The sequence below is a fragment of the Pantoea sp. paga genome, from assembly GCF_007558755.1.
GTDB lineage: Bacteria > Pseudomonadota > Gammaproteobacteria > Enterobacterales > Enterobacteriaceae > Pantoea > Pantoea agglomerans.
Genome location: NZ_VLTF01000004.1, coordinates 247,752 through 262,619, shown reverse-complemented (window position 1 = coordinate 262,619; position 14,868 = coordinate 247,752). Strand labels below are relative to the sequence as shown.

Sequence of the window (14,868 nt, the reverse complement as noted above, 5' to 3'; positions counted from 1 at the left end):
CTTGAATCTGTCCGGAACTCCAGGTATAGCGCAAAATCAGCGAATAAAACCGCGCAAGGCAATGTTTTTAAAGCGAAACGGTCTAAATACGCAGCTGGATATGCGGCTGTCCACTCCCGGTATGCGCCACTACCTGCAGATCGGCCTGGTACCAGCGCGTCAGCGTCGCTTCCGTCATCACCGTCTGCGGCGAGCCTTGTGCCACCAGTCGGCCTGCGTGCAGCAGCAGTATGCGATCGGCCCACAATGAGGCCTGATTAAGATCATGTAACACGGTACAGACGGTGAGATCTCCGGCGCGCGTCAGCTGGCGTAATAAACGCAGGGTTTGCTGCTGCCAGAAGAGATCCAGCGCCGAAGTCGGCTCATCCAGAAACAGCCAGCCGCGTGGTCTTCCCTCATGCCAGAGCTGTGCCAGCACCCGTGCCAGCTGCACCCGTTGTTGTTCACCGCCAGAGAGCTGGCGGTAATCGCGCTGCGCCAGCCCTTCACAACCGGTCAGCAGCATAACCTCAGCCACAATCTGCGACGTCTGAGCCTCCGGCCAGGGCGCACGGCCCATCGCCACGACCGACTGCGCCGACTGTGCAAACGTCAGGTTGTTCTGCTGGCGCATCACTGCCCGGCGTCGTGCCAGCTGCTCACGCGGCCATGCCGTCAGCCGTCGATCGCCCAGCCAGCACTCGCCCCGATCGGGCGACAGAAATCCCGTCAGCATCCGCAGTAGCGTCGATTTACCCGCGCCGTTGGGGCCAATCAGCGCCACCAGCTCGCCACCTGACAGCGTAACATCGAGATTATCGATAACAGTTTTGCCGCCGCGCGCGAGACACAATCCCCTGGCCTGTAAAATGTCCATCACTCCAGCCCTCGCTGTTGACGCAGAATCAGCCAGAGAAACCACGGACCGCCAATCAGGCTGGTCAGCAGCCCCACCGGCATCTCGGCAGGAACCACCAGAGTGCGCGCCAGCGTATCGGCCAGCAGCAGCAGAATCGCCCCCGCCAGCGCTGAGCCAGGCAGCAGCCAGCGATGATCGCCGCCAAGGCAAAAACGCATCACGTGTGGCACCACCAGTCCGACGAAACCGATCACGCCGCTGACCGAGACCGCCGTACCGACCAGCAACGCACTGAGGATCAGCAGCTGATGCTGAGTACGCTTCACATCAACGCCCATGTAGTGCGCATCCTCTTCGCCCGCCTGCAGCAGGTTAAGGTGGCGGGCGCGAGTCTGTAACAGCAGCAAGGCTGGCAGAATCAGCAGCAGGCAGATCAGCAGTGCGGGCCACTGTGCCTGGCTGAGGCTTCCCATGCCCCATAACGACAGCTGGCGCAGCTGCTGGTCGTTGCTCAGCCATGACAGCACGCCTACCGCCGCCCCGCACAACGCATTAATCGCAATGCCGACCAGCAACAGCCGCGAAAGATTGCCGCGCGCCAGCCGACTGAAACTGAAGATCAGCAGTGTAACCAGCAGGCTGCCGATAAACGCGGCGATCATCGGTAGCCACAATGCCAGCGGTGCCGGCAACGTCAGCGGAATAATGATTGCCAGCGCCACCGCCAGTCCCGCCCCGCTGCTGATCCCCAGCAGACCGGGATCGGCCAGTGGGTTACGAAAAACACCCTGCATCACTGCGCCAGAGACTGCCAGCGCCATGCCCATCACCACCGCCAGCAGGACGCGCGGCAGGCGAATATCCAGCCAGATCTGCCAGATAAGATCGCTGAGCGGTGCCTGCCACAGCGCCCGCACTGAAAGCGACATCGCCCCCAGATTTGCCGCCAGCATCATCGCCACCAGCAGGAAGATCAGCATCAGCATCAGGCCACGCAGCGCATTATCCTTAATCATGGTTCAGCGATTCCGCCGCCTGGCGCAATTTCACGATTGCCCGTGGCGTATCAAGGCCAAACCCCAGCAGTGCCATGGTGTCGATCACCAGCAGACGATGCTGCTGCCCGGCAGGCGTCAGCGCCAATCCCGGTAACTGCCACAGCTGCGCTTCGCCGCCCAGGGTTTTCAGGCCATCCTCGCCTATTACCACCAGATCCGGCGCGGCGGCGATCACCCCTTCCTGTGACAGTGCCTGATAGTGCGGCACCGGGCCCATCGCATTCTCCAGCCCGGCGCTGCGAATGGCGCCATCGGCCGCAGTCTGATTTCCAGCCGCCATCGACTTCATGCCGCTGTTCGCCATGATGTAGAGCACTTTTACCGGCAGGGGTTGCTGCGGCAACTGGCGAATCTGCTGCGTCATTTGCTGCGCCAGTGCCTGAGCTTCGCTTTCACGCTGCAGCGCCTGGCCCACAGTGATAATTTTCTGCGGAATTGCCTGCAGGCTGCTGTCGCCGCTGACCGTGACCACCCTGACGCCCGCGCGGGCAATCTGTTGCAGCACCAGCGACGGTTGCGCCTGCGCGCTGGCGATCACCAGTGTCGGTTTCAGTGCCAGAATGCCTTCGGCGTTGAGCTGACGCATATAACCCACGTCCGGCAGTCGGGCGGCCTGCGCCGGACGCAGACTGGTGCTGTCGCGCGCCACCAGCTGTGACTGGGCATCCAGCGCATAGATAATCTGAGTGACGTCTCCGCCAATCGACACCACCCGCTCCGCCGCCAGTGATGGCAGCGTCATCAGCAGCCATAACAGCATCACTCTTTTCATGCCGCCGCTCCCGGCGTGCGGAGTGCGCCAATCTGCTCGCGCCAGCGTGACTGCTCTGGCGTACCTTCCGTGCGCTGACCGTAGAGCTGGGCGATCTGCGTGCCGTCGGCGGCAAACAGTTCCAGGCTGGTAACAAAGCCATCGCCCGTTGGCTTGCGTGTTACCCAGCTTTCGCTGATCTGATCAGCCATCAGATGCAGCGTGAACTGCGGATTGAAGATGTTGAGCCAGTTTTCCACTGGCTGCAGCTTTTCTACCCTGCCGGTGAAAATCTGAGTACAGCCACGGTTGCCGACAAAAATCATAATTTCATTGCCCGCCTGCTGTGCCATCTGTAGCAGGCGCTCAAGCGCGTCGTTGCCGGTCTGCCAGGCGAGATCCTCACCCACCGCGCGAAACGCCTGCGGCCGTGACACCTGGTGGCGCTTCAGCAACGCGAAAAACTGATGAACATCGGTCATGGCGCGCCATTCACGGTCGATGGCGGTGGCATCAATCGCCTCCGCCAGGGGAGCAGCGGCAACCGGCTCAACCACGAGCGGCGTCGTCGCGGCGTCGGTAAAGTCGGCGATCAGCGTCTGCCACACTGCCATGCTGGTCTGCTCCGTGGCGTAAACTTTCAGCACCGCATCGCCATGACGATCAAAAATCTGAATGCTGTGACGAACGCCCTGCCCGGTCGGCTCCTGCAGAGCAAAGGCGCTGCACCACTGACCGACGAACAGGCGCAGATCGAGCGCTCGGGGATTTAGCACCAGGCCACCATGTGCGCCAATCTGCACATTGTGGTATTCACCCAGATGTTCATGTACCGCATAAGCGTTACGGGTAATGTTTTTGGTTTCGCCGACTGCGCCCAGTGCCTTCAGCAACGCCGGAAAATCGCGTTTCAGCGCCACGGCATCAACGCCGATGCGCGCTTCACACAATTCCGCTTCGCTGATGCCGATCAGCGCGGCCAGGTCGCGGGCATATTTCTTCGGTTGTTCACCTTTAAGGACAAGATAGTGCTGATAAATCGGGTTCATGACTCAGGCTCTCTTAGTAATGCCCTGCATCAGCGCAGGGCGACGGCTATCAAAAATCGACGTTAACACCTAACTGGAAAGTACGGCCCGGCATCACGGCCAGTGCCTGATCGTTGCGCTCCTGCTGAGTGGCGCTGGTCAGTTCACGGCTGCTGAGGTAATCCCGGTATTTGCGATCGGTTATGTTGTAAAGCCCGCCACTCAGCCTGACGTTGTGCGCGACACGCCAGTAAGCGGTCATATCCACCATGCCATAACCCGGCACCCGCATGTAATCGGTGCTGGAGTCGGCCAGGCTGCTGCCGTTGTTAGCGAAGCTTTCGCGGTTAGTCGCGCTGGCTTGCTTACCTTTGACAAAGGTAGCGGTAACGGCGGCACCGTAGCCGCGCGCCTCATCATCCCAGGCAAGTCCGACGATCGCTTTCATCGGGGCAACACTCTCAAGGTCGATATAGCGGTCACCAAGGTAGCTCGACTTTGCCGCGCCCTGCGTGTAACCAAACGCCAGATTGGCGCTCAGACCTTCGACCTCGCTGAACCAGCTGCCGAAGTTCACTTTACTGCTGATTTCAGCCCCGTAGATGTAGGCTTTATCGCGGTTCTCCGCCTGATAGGTGGTGTAAATGTTGGCGGGCACATTGACGAACTGACCCGGATTAGCCGCCCGGCTGTAGCGGGTAAAGGCAATAAAGTTTTTATAGTCGTTATAAAAAGCGGCAGCGTTAAGCGTGACGCCTTTTGCCACCTCTCCTTTTACACCCCACTCGTAGTTGTTGCTGGTTTCGGTTTTCAGGTCTGCATTACCAATCAGCGCATACTGTGCAGGTCCGGCATAGCTGGAGCCAAGGTTCCATGAGCCATAAAGCTGGGTATCGTTGGGGAACTGCGCGCCACGGGTATATTGCAGATAAGTCATCAGCTTCGGTGTGAGATCGTACTGGAAGGCGATCGACGGCAATATCTGGGTGTCGCTGTTTGGCGATCCATAGAGCGCTGAGACTTCGCTGGCGTCGAGCACGCTACTGTTCGTGGTCAGCGTCGCCACATCACGCGGTCGGGTGTTCTGATAGGCCACGCGCGCGCCCGGCACGATGGCCGCCCGATGTCCGTCAGCATCGAAGCTGATGGTATCCTGCAGATAACCGCCCACGGTGTAGCTACGACTGTCAGCCTGCGGCTGCATGATCGCAGTAAAAGCACTGGCGGGTGGTGACTGACGGAAAGGTCGTTCAGTATCCACCAGGCGCGCATTCAGCCCGGCACTCAGTTCATGTCGCCCGACGCTTTTGAGCGCGCGGGCGTCAAAACCGTAGCTGTCGCTATTGTAGTCGGAATAGACGGTTTGCCTGGCGGTGGCACTCGACGGCATCCGGGTGTTGTCATGCGCCTGGGTCTGCTGCCAGTAAATGCGGGTCGTCAGGCTGTCGATCAGGTCATTGTAAGGCGTGTACTCATCCGCCAGGCTGATGCCCCAGCGGCGGGTATCACTCTGCTGCTGGGCCGTTCCCCAAACTGTATTGCCTGAAGTGCTCCAGCTGTCGTAATGGCTGTGGTGGGTTTTGTGATAGTAATCGACCGTCGCGCTGAGCTTATGAGCATCATTGGGCTGCCAGATGCCGGAGGTCATAAAGGCGTCGGAGTGCCAGTTGGCCGGATAAGCATCGAGCGTGCCGCTGTTATTACGGGTTTCCTGACCGTCGCGGCGGCTGTAAACAAAGATGCCGCGCAGTTCATCGTCACCGGCAGCGGCGGTGATGCCGTTATGCCAGCTGCGACTGGATGAGTCATAGTCGCTCTGATAACTGAATGCGGTCGCTTTTCCGGGATGCAGGTAATCGTCGGGAGACTTATTACGGAACGAGACGTTGCCGCCAATCGAGGTGTTCGGCTGATCCACTGCTGTGGCGCCCTTCTCAATCTCAATACGGCCAAACATATAAGGATCGATGTAATCGCGACCAATGCCAAAGCTGTCGAGACCTGCGCGTCCTACATAACTGCGGCCAGTGGCCTGCGGCAACGGAATGCCGTCCACATCCAGACCGACTCGGTTGCTCTCTAGGCCACGAATGTTGTAGCCGGTATAACCGGCCCGATCAAAACCGCTCTTACCGGCTGATGAACCGCCACGGGTACCGGTAGCGCTGATCAGCGGTTCATAGCGCATGATCGATCCAAAGTCAGTGGCACCACGCTGTTGCAGATCGCTGGCAGAGAGAGAGGTTTTACTGCCTGCCGTTTTTTTGATTTCCGGTGCCGTCACCGTCATTACCGGTTCGGCACTGCTGCCATAGCGGTCAGAAAGGGTTAGCGTGGCAGATTCACTGCCCGCAGCATAAGTGCAGGTGGTATTGATGAAGGTGGCGAGCAACGCCAGTTGAGTCAGACGCGGTTGCGTCAATCTCCGAAAACGTGGTGACATAGGCGCGAATTACCTGATTAATTGTTAGTATTCGCTCACTTGCTTGCTGGCAACAGTAAAACGGCTCCGCATAAAAGCCGTGAAAAGTCAGAACATCATGCTGGTGTAGTAATTATCGCCCGGAATTTAATGCAACTGATAATCATTATCAATCTTATTTACATTTAGATATAAACCACAGCGCACAAATTGTTAACCCGAATGCATTGGCATTTATCAACACGTAAAGGAATAGAGTTATGGCGCAAAAACCTGTGGTTGTTATTCACTACTGTATGCAATGCAACTGGCTGATGCGGTCAGCGTGGATGGCACAGGAACTTCTGCATACCTTCGCTGAGGATCTGGCGGAAGTGACGCTGAAACCGGGCACCGGCGGTATCTTTGAGATTACGCTGGATGAGCATCTGCTGTGGGAACGTAAGCGGGATGGTGGCTTCCCGGATGCAACCACGCTGAAACAGCGTGTGCGGGACATCTGCTTCCCGGATCGTACGCTGGGCCACATCGACAAACACAAAACTGAAGTCAGCTAAGTCCGCTATTAGCTGTGGGTGATTTTTTCTGCCGCGTCGTGCAGCGCCTTAATCAGCGTCTGCAGCGCGGCTTCTGAGATATCTTCCTGCGCAAGCCGCCGGTTCAGCGCGACCTTCAACCCATGAATCGCCTGCTCAACAGCAGGAATGCTGCGGTTATTGACCAGAATTGCCAGCGTAGAGAGCCGTGTAATCAGGCTGGTGACCGTTTCACGGTTCTCTGCCAGCTGCGCTTCTCCCGCTGCCGTCAGGCGGTAGGCTTTACGCGTTGCCTGCGCATCCACCACCTGAATCGCCTCCATCTCTTCCAGCAGCGTCAGATTGGGGTAAATGATCCCCGGACTGGGCGAATACTCTCCCTTTGACAGCTCCTCAACAGACTTGATCAGCTCATAGCCGTGTGCGGCATTCTGCGCCAGGAAATGGAGCATCAGCAGGCGAATCTCGCTCGCTTCCAGCATCTTTTCACGTCGCTTGCGCCGTCCGCTGCAACTGCCTGCGCGCGCAGTCTGATCGTCAGATGAAGTGGAAGTCGGATGCTGTTTCATGGCCTGCCCTGCTGCGAAAAAAGTGGAATTGATGGTAGTGCGCTGCCTGGCAAAACTCAATTGCCTTAGCGGCTTACTTCTGGTGCCAGTAGGCCACCGCCCGCACGAAGTCACTTTTGAGGCCGCGCTGCACCGTGAAGTAGTCACACAGCGCTTTAACAAACTCACCTTCGCCGGTCAGCCAGATAAAGTAATCTTCCGTCGGGATAGAGATCTGATCCAGCCGGGCAATCAGCTGACTGAGCTGCGCTTTCTGCATCTGGCCGCTGCCGAGCCAGTTTGTCGTCACATCAGCCGTATCAGATAAATAGTCGCGGCCCGTCGCTTCACTGGTAAAGGCATAGAGATGCAGCGCCTGCGCCCGGGCGTCACGCTGACGGCGCGCAAAAGCCGGCAACCCGGTTTCATCACAGACGTAGAGCTGGAATGCGTAATCGGTCGGCACCACCAGCGAGCCGCGTGGCCCGCCGACAATCAACCGATCGCCAGGCTGTGCCTGAGTTGCCCAGTCACTGGCTACGCCCTGCTGATGAATATAAAAATCGAGGGTCAGTGAAGATTCACCATCGAATTCCAGCGGTGTGTAATCGCGCGCCTGCGGACGCAGCCCTTCAGGCCAGACAATCCCCGCATCGGTGATTTGTGGCAGAGCCAGTGTGGCCCCTTCAGCGGAAGGGAAGAAAACCTTAATGTGGTCATCAAAGCCTGGCGACGTGAAGCCCGCCAGATCGCTGCCGCTGAACCGGATGCGCCAGAATTTAACGGCAATGTTAGTTTTACTCGCGACCTGGATATGGCGGAAACGCAATTCATTACGGACGCGCTGTGGTATACGCTGATCGGCTGATACAGGCAAAATTTCTCTCCTGAAATGGGATGGATGCCCGTGACTCAAGGCATGCTGATAACCATGGAATAACAATCATTCTCATCTGAAGTGCCAAGATTAGCTATGATATATCTTCACTACAAGAACGAAAAATGCGATCCAGCGGCTTAAGATATATTTTATGCCTGTACGGGTGTGCACAGTGCAGGCGAAGAGCGGCCCTGATAAGAGCGTTCAGAGAGAGGTAAGCAGCAGGTGCGGCGTGTTTACGGGGGCAGGCAGAGAAGGCGGAAACTGTCCGGCTCCTGACGAGCCGGGCATGATGTTGCGCCACACATTATGGCAGCGCATGACCACTTACAGTGTGTCGTTGAATCCGGAGAGGGAAGGATTGCTGCTGGTGTGTTCCGGCAGTTCACCATCACCCAGAATTTCATGCTGGGTGGCCTGAGAGTGCGGATGCAGTCCGGCAGGAGGTGAAAAAGGTTCAGCCTGTTGTGCCATCCCCATGAGAGGCAATGCCAGGATCAGTGAAATCATTAAGCGTCGCATAGTTGTCTTCGTTTGTTTTTTTGACCAGAAAAGGCCTGAAATGCAGGTAAATATTCCAGCCCTGGCACAGATGCTCGATGATTCAGGCATGGCAGGGTTTCGGGAGAGGATTTTACGCCAGAACGGCGAGTTATTTTATAAAATCGTGCGGTTTGTCACGGTTTACCGCACGAATTATGCATTAGGGAGCCGGGAGCCACTCGCCCTGCCCTGCTGGCTACGCCTGCATCACCGGAATAGAAAAAACGCCGCTCAGCCAGTCGGGCTTACAGTGCGCAAAATCGAGACGCAGCAGATCTTTACCGGGACGACGTGACACACCCAGTGCCGGCAGATGCTGATAGTAGATATCCTCGATAAAGCGTGTCAGCTGCTCCGGGCTGCCGCTCCAGCGGATCGACGCATAGAGTCCACGAACCTCGCTCCAGCTGGCGGTGTCGTCACCCAGCAACCCGGCATGTTGCGGCTCCAGCGCCTGAAGCAGGCTGATATTTTGCTGATCAGCAGAGCTATGGCCGGGGCCATACTGAAAGCCTAACCAGCCCTGCGACACGCGGCCGCCCGCCAGCGACACCAGTTGCCGCGCCTGTTCAGCCACCCGGTGATCGCGATCGGCAATGTAATCGCCAAACTTACACTCCCACTCCAGCGTCTCTCCGCACAGATGCAGCTCTTCCTCACGCTCCACCAGCGTTGCACGCTCTGCCAGCGATCGCACCAGAATGCGACCATGGAAGTTTTTAACCGGCAAATGGGGGATACGGCGAAACGCACCAGGCGTCAACGAAAAGTGACCTTTGAATACCCGGGTAAAATTTTGTTGGTTATCAAAACCAAAACGTACGGCGATATCGATCAGCGTCATGCGCGTCAGACGCAGCGCCATAGCGGCCATCGTCAGACGCCGTTTACGGGTGTAAGCCGCCAGGGTCTGTCCGGTCATCTCCTTAAACATGCGCTGCATGTGCCATTTGGAATAACCTGACTTGAGGGTAATCTGATCGATATTGAGATCGTCGGTGAGATTGGCTTCAATCCACTCGACCAGATCGTTGATGTGCTGTTTTTTAATGGCCTGACTGAGCATGATGGCGATTTACGACGCGGGTTAGGACTGGGATTTCAGTTACAAAAGGATAACAAAAATCGCAAATCGGTGTAAGGAAAGGGTAAGCATTGCGCGCCCGTTCAGGGCGTTTCCGCATTAATTGCTTAGGTTACTAACTAAAAAAGGCTGACTGTCGTCAGCCTTCTGATTATTGATAAAAACTGCGCCGGATAGCTGTAAGACGGAGCCTGCGACAACTAATGACTGCGCATTCCGGCCGCTGTCATCATCATGCGAAACAGCGAGGCGACAACGCCCAGCGCCAGTACGCTGGCGGCATAGATAAACACCAGCCACATCACACGCTTCCACCATGGCGCTTTCGTTTCTTGATTGTGATTGTGGTCTTTCATGCTGCTGAGGCTTTTCATATCAATGATATCCTGCGTCTGCTTTGATTTTTCCACGGAACACGTAGTAGCTCCAGAAGGTGTAGCCCAGGATCATCGGGATAATCAACAGGCTACCCACCAGCATAAAGGCCTGGCTCTGCGGCGGTGAGGCGGCAGCCCAGATGGTCACTGATGGCGGAATAATGTTTGGCCAGATACTGATGCCCAGCCCTGAGAAGCCCAGGAAGATCAGCGCCAGCGTCAGCAGAAACGGTGAATAGTGCGCCTCGCGTTTAATGGCGCGCACAATGCCCCACGAACAGAGCAGCACCAATACCGGAACCGGCAGGAACAGGAACAGGTTGGGTTTGCTGAACCAGCGATGCGCGATATCAGCATGCGCAAACGGTGTCCACAGGCTGATGATGCCGATAATCACTAACAGCGCAATCACCAGCGGCGTAGCCAGCGCAGACATTTTACGGTGCAGCTCGTTCTCGGTCTTCATGATAAGCCATGTGCAGCCCAGCAACGCGTAGGCAACAACCAGACCCACGCCGCAGAACAGCGGGAACGGTGCCAGCCAGTCCATTGCGGAACCGGCAAAACGACGTCCCTCAACCGGAATACCATCCAGCAACGCACCCACGGCCACACCCTGACTGAAGGTGGCGATGACTGAACCGGCAATAAACGACTTGTCCCAGAACGCCCGATGGCCTTCTACCGCCTTGAAGCGGAACTCAAAGGCGACACCACGGAAAATCAGGCCAATCAGCATAGCGGTCAGCGGAATCGACAGCGCATCGGCAATCACCGCATAGGCCAGCGGGAACGCCCCGAACAGACCAGCGCCACCCAGAACCAGCCAGGTTTCATTTCCGTCCCAGACCGGCGCGACGGTGTTAACCATCATGTCGCGCTCGCCAGCATCTTTATTGAACGGGAACAGCAGACCAATACCCAGGTCGAAGCCATCCATCACGATATACATCAGGGTTGCGAAAACGATAATCGCAAACCAGATAACGGAATAATCGATCATCTTAGTGGTCTCCATCCTTAAAGGTGGCAGCGGAAAGCGGACGCGCCGGGGTTTTCTTCTGGCCAGGACCACCCTCTTCGGTGATATGGCCTTCGCCGGTAACCGGGCCCTGCTTAATCAGACGCATCATGTAGTGATACCCCACGCCGAACACCGAGCTGTAGACCAGAATAAAGGCCAGCAGGCTGATGCTCATGTGCATGTCCCCATGTGCCGAGACCGCATCAATCGTGCGCTGCACGCCATAGACCACCCAAGGCTGACGACCGATTTCAGTAGTAAACCAGCCTGCCAGAATCGCAATCAGACCCGACGGCCCCATCAATAGCGCAAACCACAGGAAAGGACGCGACTCATAGAGACGCCCTTTGAAACGCAGCCACAGGCTGACCACGCCCAGCGTAATCATCAGCAGGCCCAGCGCCACCATCACGCGGAAGGACCAGAAGATGACCGTTGAATTAGGCCGGTCCTCTTTCGGGAAGGACTTCAGCGCCGGGACCTGCTTGTCCAGGCTATGCGTCAGAATCAGGCTGCCAAGATAAGGCACCTCCAGCGCATATTTGGTACGTTCCTGCTCCATGTCGGGGATCCCGAACAGGATCAGCGGTGTGGCTTCCCCCGGTGGGTTTTCCCAGTGCCCTTCAATCGCCGCGATTTTGGCAGGCTGGTGTTCCAGCGTATTCAGACCATGAGCATCACCAATCATCGCCTGAATCGGCGCGACAATCAGTGCCATCCATAACGCCATTGAGAACATCTTGCGGATAGCGGGATTGTTATTCCCCTTCAGCAGATGCCAGGCCGCCGACGATCCCACAAAGAAAGCACTCGCCAGGAACGCCGCTACGGACATATGGAACAGGCGATAAGGGAATGAGGGGTTAAAGACGATTTTGAACCAGTCCTGCGGAACCACGATGCCATTCTGAATGATGTAGCCCTGAGGCGTATGCATCCAGCTGTTAGAGGCCAGGATCCAGAAGGTGGAAATCAGCGAACCAAGAGCGACCATGCAGGTGGCAAAGAAGTGCAGCCCGGGCCCCACGCGATTCCAGCCAAACAGCATCACGCCCAGGAAGCCCGCTTCCAGGAAGAACGCTGTCAGTACTTCATAGGTCAGCAGCGGACCGGTGATACTGCCAGCAAACTCCGAGAAGCCGCTCCAGTTCGTCCCAAACTGATAAGCCATGACCAGTCCTGATACCACACCCATGCCGAAGTTAACGGCAAAGATTTTCGACCAGAAGTGGTAGAGATCGCGATAGGTTTGATCGCGGGTTTTGAGCCACATACCTTCGAGCACAGCCAGAAAACTGGCGAGACCGATAGTGATGGCGGGAAAGATAATATGGAAGGAAACAGTAAATGCGAACTGAATCCTGGCCAGATGAAAGGCATCTAATCCGAACATTGCTTACCTCTTTGCCACATAGAACACCATGTATTTACTTATAATTAACAACTTAAGCCTGATGCGCCTGGTTCTCTGCGCTTATTGAAATTCCCGCCGCAAATTTAAAACTATTCGCGGCGAGGAAATAGAAACAGTGGGGTTAATGAAAACTATAACAGTCTTTATTGATTCTGATCATTGTTTTTGACGGGAATTATTTATTTAAAAATAAGGCCTAAAGGTTAATCAGAGCGTGTTTATGTGTCGTTAATGTTACGGTAATTTGTACTTTAAAAATCGCTCGCGCTAAGGCGAATCTTGCCTGGAAAATTCCTTCAACAGGCTGTTTTCAGGCACTATTTTGTTATAAACCCTGATTGAGTAAAGGTCAAATTTTAGAGACAACAAATTTAATCCCCTTATTTTTTAACAGGTTAAAAGAGTAAGTTGTTACCTCTGCCGCTTTGTTTGCTTTTTTGCTTTTGCCTGGCTAATGCAGCTATAACTTCTGACAGAAAAAACGCAGAACGGCGCTTTTAAGCGCCATAAGAGATGTTAATAAAATGAGTCAAAAAGAAGGTATGAATTAACAGCGCGCTACGGGCAGTTGATTATTCCGGGCCAGAGATTCATAAAACGATTTAATAACCAGCAACCGTGCGAAAAGACCGCGGGGATTATTTGCGCTGCCGTTACGTTATTACGGTTTCAGGAAGTCATATGACAGACAAATGGAGTCAGAAATTTTGCAGTGAGTATCCCCATGCCATCACGTTATGACGGCTGATACAGGGTGATTTTACTCTGCCGCAGATTTTTCGCGCTGTGCCAGAATCCGGCTCAGGTTCAGCTCCAGCCAGTCAGCCAGTCCCACAACCTGTTCACCGACTTCGCGTCCAAGCGGGGTTAAGCGATATTCCACGTGCGGTGGCACCACATCGTAGGCGATACGCTGCACGAAGCCATCTTCTTCCAGGTAGCGCAGATTCTGCGCCAGCATCCGCTCGCTGACGCCACCGACCGTCCGGCGCAACGCACTGAAGCGCAGCGTCTGGTCCTGCAGGGCCAGCAGAATTAATACGCTCCAGCGGCTGGTCACGCGTTTCAGCACGTCACGTGACGGGCAGTTAACGTTGAGCAATTCGCCGCGGATAAATTTTTCACTCATTTTTTCAGACATTTAACTTACCCATCTCAAACTAACAATTCTGTAAGTACTTACTAAAAATTAGTTTATACACTAGTCTGAATTTCACCAACAGCCACGGGAGTAATAACATGATTGCAGTAACAGGTGCCACCGGCCAGCTTGGCCGTATCGTTATCGATGCATTACTGAAAAAAGTCCCGGCGGGAGAAATTATTGCCGCCGTCCGTACGCCTGCCAAAGCGGCCGATCTTGCGGCGCTGGGCGTCATTGTCCGCCAGGCCGATTATGGCCAGCCAGAGACGCTGGAGGCCGCTTTTGCAGGCGTGGATAAGCTGCTACTGATCTCCGGTAGTGAAGTGGGCCAGCGTGAAACGCAGCATAAAGCCGTCATCGAGGCTGCTCGTGCGGCGGGCGTGGGCTTTATCGCCTACACCAGCCTGTTGCATGCAGATACCTCGCCGCTGGGCCTGGGCGTTGAACACCGTGCAACAGAAGCGCTGCTGAAAGCCTCTGGTATCCCGTTCGCCCTGCTGCGTAACGGCTGGTACAGCGAGAACTACGCCGCGAGCATCCCACCGGCGCTGGCGCATCATGCGTTTATTGGCGCAGCAGGTGAAGGTCGTATCGCCTCGGCAGCGCGTCAGGATTATGCTGAAGCGGCGGCAGAAGTGATGACCCGAGAGGATCAGGCGGGCAAAGTGTATGAACTGGCAGGCGACGACAGCTACACGCTGGCGCAGTTTGCTGCAGAGATTGCCGCACAGAGCGGTGAGAAGGTCGATTACGTCAATCTCTCTCAGAGTGAGTTTGCGGCGGCGCTGAAAAATGCAGGCCTGCCAGAAGGTCTGGCGGAAATGCTGGCAGATTCCGATGCCGGTGCAGAGAAAGGTGGTTTGTTCGATGACTCCCGTCAGCTGAGCCAGCTCATCGGTCGCCCTACCACCACCTGGCAGGCTGTCATTCGCGCGGCGCTGGCGAACCGTTAATTCTGTCGTTCATGAGCGGGCAATCGGGTCCGCTCACCTCACTCTCCTGCCGTATTCCCGTTGGGTATGCCACTTTCTGCACTCTTTGCGGCTGCGGTTTCTTTTACAAAATGTGAATAAAAGCCAGTTTTCTTCAGGTTAAATTTTTTTATTCAGGTCGCTAAGAGATTCATCTGAAATGCGTTTTTTGTGAACAGCGCTATATTTGGTTGAATTGTCTGGAATTTATCCAAAAACCTCGATTAATCGACAATATTTATTACGT

Annotated in this window: 15 protein-coding genes; 2 read left to right on the top strand and 13 right to left on the bottom strand. The window is 55.7% G+C overall.

The genetic code is table 11. The features are described 5' to 3' along the window. Window positions 1-82: 82 nt before the first annotated feature. The 5 genes from FOV68_RS13835 to FOV68_RS13815 are packed head-to-tail and all read right to left on the bottom strand — an operon-like array spanning window position 83 to window position 6,121. Window positions 83-859: a heme ABC transporter ATP-binding protein gene (locus tag FOV68_RS13835; protein ID WP_143991074.1), complete on the bottom strand. Its 777-nt coding sequence runs from the start codon at window positions 857-859 to the stop codon at window positions 83-85. Then, window positions 859-1,857, bottom strand: coding sequence for an iron ABC transporter permease (locus FOV68_RS13830; protein WP_039388212.1), 999 nt, complete (start codon window positions 1,855-1,857; stop codon window positions 859-861). The genes FOV68_RS13835 and FOV68_RS13830 overlap by 1 nt, the downstream gene beginning before the upstream one ends. Continuing rightward, window positions 1,850-2,671 (bottom strand): hemin ABC transporter substrate-binding protein, encoded by an 822-nt coding sequence (locus tag FOV68_RS13825; protein WP_064703191.1) that lies wholly within the window; start codon window positions 2,669-2,671, stop codon window positions 1,850-1,852. Before FOV68_RS13825 ends, FOV68_RS13830 begins: the two co-directional genes overlap by 8 nt. Further along, the gene (locus FOV68_RS13820) at window positions 2,668-3,699 is read right to left on the bottom strand and encodes a hemin-degrading factor (RefSeq protein ID WP_069025361.1); all 1,032 of its coding nucleotides are present in this window, start codon (window positions 3,697-3,699) and stop codon (window positions 2,668-2,670) included. Before FOV68_RS13820 ends, FOV68_RS13825 begins: the two co-directional genes overlap by 4 nt. A gap of 49 nt (window positions 3,700-3,748) precedes the next feature. Next, window positions 3,749-6,121, bottom strand: coding sequence for a TonB-dependent receptor domain-containing protein (locus tag FOV68_RS13815; RefSeq protein ID WP_143991073.1), 2,373 nt, complete (start codon window positions 6,119-6,121; stop codon window positions 3,749-3,751). A gap of 239 nt (window positions 6,122-6,360) precedes the next feature. On the opposite strand from FOV68_RS13815, the gene FOV68_RS13810 reads away from it, so the two are divergent. After that, complete coding sequence (locus FOV68_RS13810) at window positions 6,361-6,657, top strand: SelT/SelW/SelH family protein (RefSeq protein WP_010248912.1); 297 nt, start codon at window positions 6,361-6,363, stop codon at window positions 6,655-6,657. A gap of 8 nt (window positions 6,658-6,665) precedes the next feature. Here FOV68_RS13810 and FOV68_RS13805 read toward each other — a convergent pair whose 3' ends face one another. The 8 genes from FOV68_RS13805 to FOV68_RS13770 all read right to left on the bottom strand — a co-directional run bounded on the left by FOV68_RS13805 (window position 6,666) and on the right by FOV68_RS13770 (window position 13,647). Continuing rightward, entirely contained in the window at window positions 6,666-7,205 is a 540-nt protein-coding gene (locus tag FOV68_RS13805) for a PadR family transcriptional regulator (protein ID WP_115759159.1), read from the bottom strand. Between the two features lie 73 nt (window positions 7,206-7,278). Beyond that, a complete protein-coding gene (locus FOV68_RS13800) occupies window positions 7,279-8,061 on the bottom strand; it encodes a siderophore-interacting protein (RefSeq protein WP_143991072.1) in 783 nt (260 codons plus the stop codon). A gap of 330 nt (window positions 8,062-8,391) precedes the next feature. Continuing rightward, window positions 8,392-8,586: a hypothetical protein gene (locus FOV68_RS13795; protein ID WP_143991071.1), complete on the bottom strand. Its 195-nt coding sequence runs from the start codon at window positions 8,584-8,586 to the stop codon at window positions 8,392-8,394. Between the two features lie 217 nt (window positions 8,587-8,803). After that, window positions 8,804-9,673, bottom strand: coding sequence for a helix-turn-helix domain-containing protein (locus FOV68_RS13790; RefSeq protein WP_109652143.1), 870 nt, complete (start codon window positions 9,671-9,673; stop codon window positions 8,804-8,806). Window positions 9,674-9,891: 218 nt separating this feature from the next. Beyond that, on the bottom strand, window positions 9,892-10,065 hold the full coding sequence (locus FOV68_RS13785; RefSeq protein ID WP_064689978.1) for a DUF2474 domain-containing protein: 174 nt from the start codon (window positions 10,063-10,065) through the stop codon (window positions 9,892-9,894). Window position 10,066: 1 nt separating this feature from the next. Continuing rightward, window positions 10,067-11,071 carry a cytochrome d ubiquinol oxidase subunit II gene (cydB, locus tag FOV68_RS13780; protein WP_010248926.1) on the bottom strand — a complete coding sequence of 335 codons (1,005 nt, stop codon included), beginning with the start codon at window positions 11,069-11,071 and terminating at the stop codon, window positions 10,067-10,069. Between the two features lies 1 nt (window position 11,072). Then, window positions 11,073-12,485, bottom strand: a complete 1,413-nt coding sequence (locus FOV68_RS13775) for a cytochrome ubiquinol oxidase subunit I (protein WP_143991070.1) — start codon at window positions 12,483-12,485, stop codon at window positions 11,073-11,075. Window positions 12,486-13,266: 781 nt separating this feature from the next. Beyond that, entirely contained in the window at window positions 13,267-13,647 is a 381-nt protein-coding gene (locus tag FOV68_RS13770; RefSeq protein ID WP_010248931.1) for a helix-turn-helix domain-containing protein, read from the bottom strand. 98 nt (window positions 13,648-13,745) lie between these two features. Between FOV68_RS13770 and FOV68_RS13765 the strand changes: the two genes are divergently transcribed. After that, entirely contained in the window at window positions 13,746-14,603 is an 858-nt protein-coding gene (locus FOV68_RS13765; protein WP_143991069.1) for an SDR family oxidoreductase, read from the top strand. Window positions 14,604-14,868: the final 265 nt, after the last annotated feature.

Bases quoted from the DNA above. Each gene is read 5' to 3' on its own strand.
- FOV68_RS13835 (WP_143991074.1), bottom strand. From the start codon at position 859: ATGGACATTTTACAGGCCAGGGGATTGTGTCTCGCGCGCGGCGGCAAA.
- FOV68_RS13830 (WP_039388212.1), bottom strand. From the start codon at position 1,857: ATGATTAAGGATAATGCGCTGCGTGGCCTGATGCTGATGCTGATCTTC.
- FOV68_RS13825 (WP_064703191.1), bottom strand. From the start codon at position 2,671: ATGAAAAGAGTGATGCTGTTATGGCTGCTGATGACGCTGCCATCACTG.
- FOV68_RS13820 (WP_069025361.1), bottom strand. From the start codon at position 3,699: ATGAACCCGATTTATCAGCACTATCTTGTCCTTAAAGGTGAACAACCG.
- FOV68_RS13815 (WP_143991073.1), bottom strand. From the start codon at position 6,121: ATGTCACCACGTTTTCGGAGATTGACGCAACCGCGTCTGACTCAACTG.
- FOV68_RS13810 (WP_010248912.1), top strand. From the start codon at position 6,361: ATGGCGCAAAAACCTGTGGTTGTTATTCACTACTGTATGCAATGCAAC.
- FOV68_RS13805 (WP_115759159.1), bottom strand. From the start codon at position 7,205: ATGAAACAGCATCCGACTTCCACTTCATCTGACGATCAGACTGCGCGC.
- FOV68_RS13795 (WP_143991071.1), bottom strand. From the start codon at position 8,586: ATGCGACGCTTAATGATTTCACTGATCCTGGCATTGCCTCTCATGGGG.
- FOV68_RS13790 (WP_109652143.1), bottom strand. From the start codon at position 9,673: ATGCTCAGTCAGGCCATTAAAAAACAGCACATCAACGATCTGGTCGAG.
- FOV68_RS13785 (WP_064689978.1), bottom strand. From the start codon at position 10,065: ATGAAAAGCCTCAGCAGCATGAAAGACCACAATCACAATCAAGAAACG.
- cydB (WP_010248926.1), bottom strand. From the start codon at position 11,071: ATGATCGATTATTCCGTTATCTGGTTTGCGATTATCGTTTTCGCAACC.
- FOV68_RS13775 (WP_143991070.1), bottom strand. From the start codon at position 12,485: ATGTTCGGATTAGATGCCTTTCATCTGGCCAGGATTCAGTTCGCATTT.
- FOV68_RS13770 (WP_010248931.1), bottom strand. From the start codon at position 13,647: ATGTCTGAAAAAATGAGTGAAAAATTTATCCGCGGCGAATTGCTCAAC.
- FOV68_RS13765 (WP_143991069.1), top strand. From the start codon at position 13,746: ATGATTGCAGTAACAGGTGCCACCGGCCAGCTTGGCCGTATCGTTATC.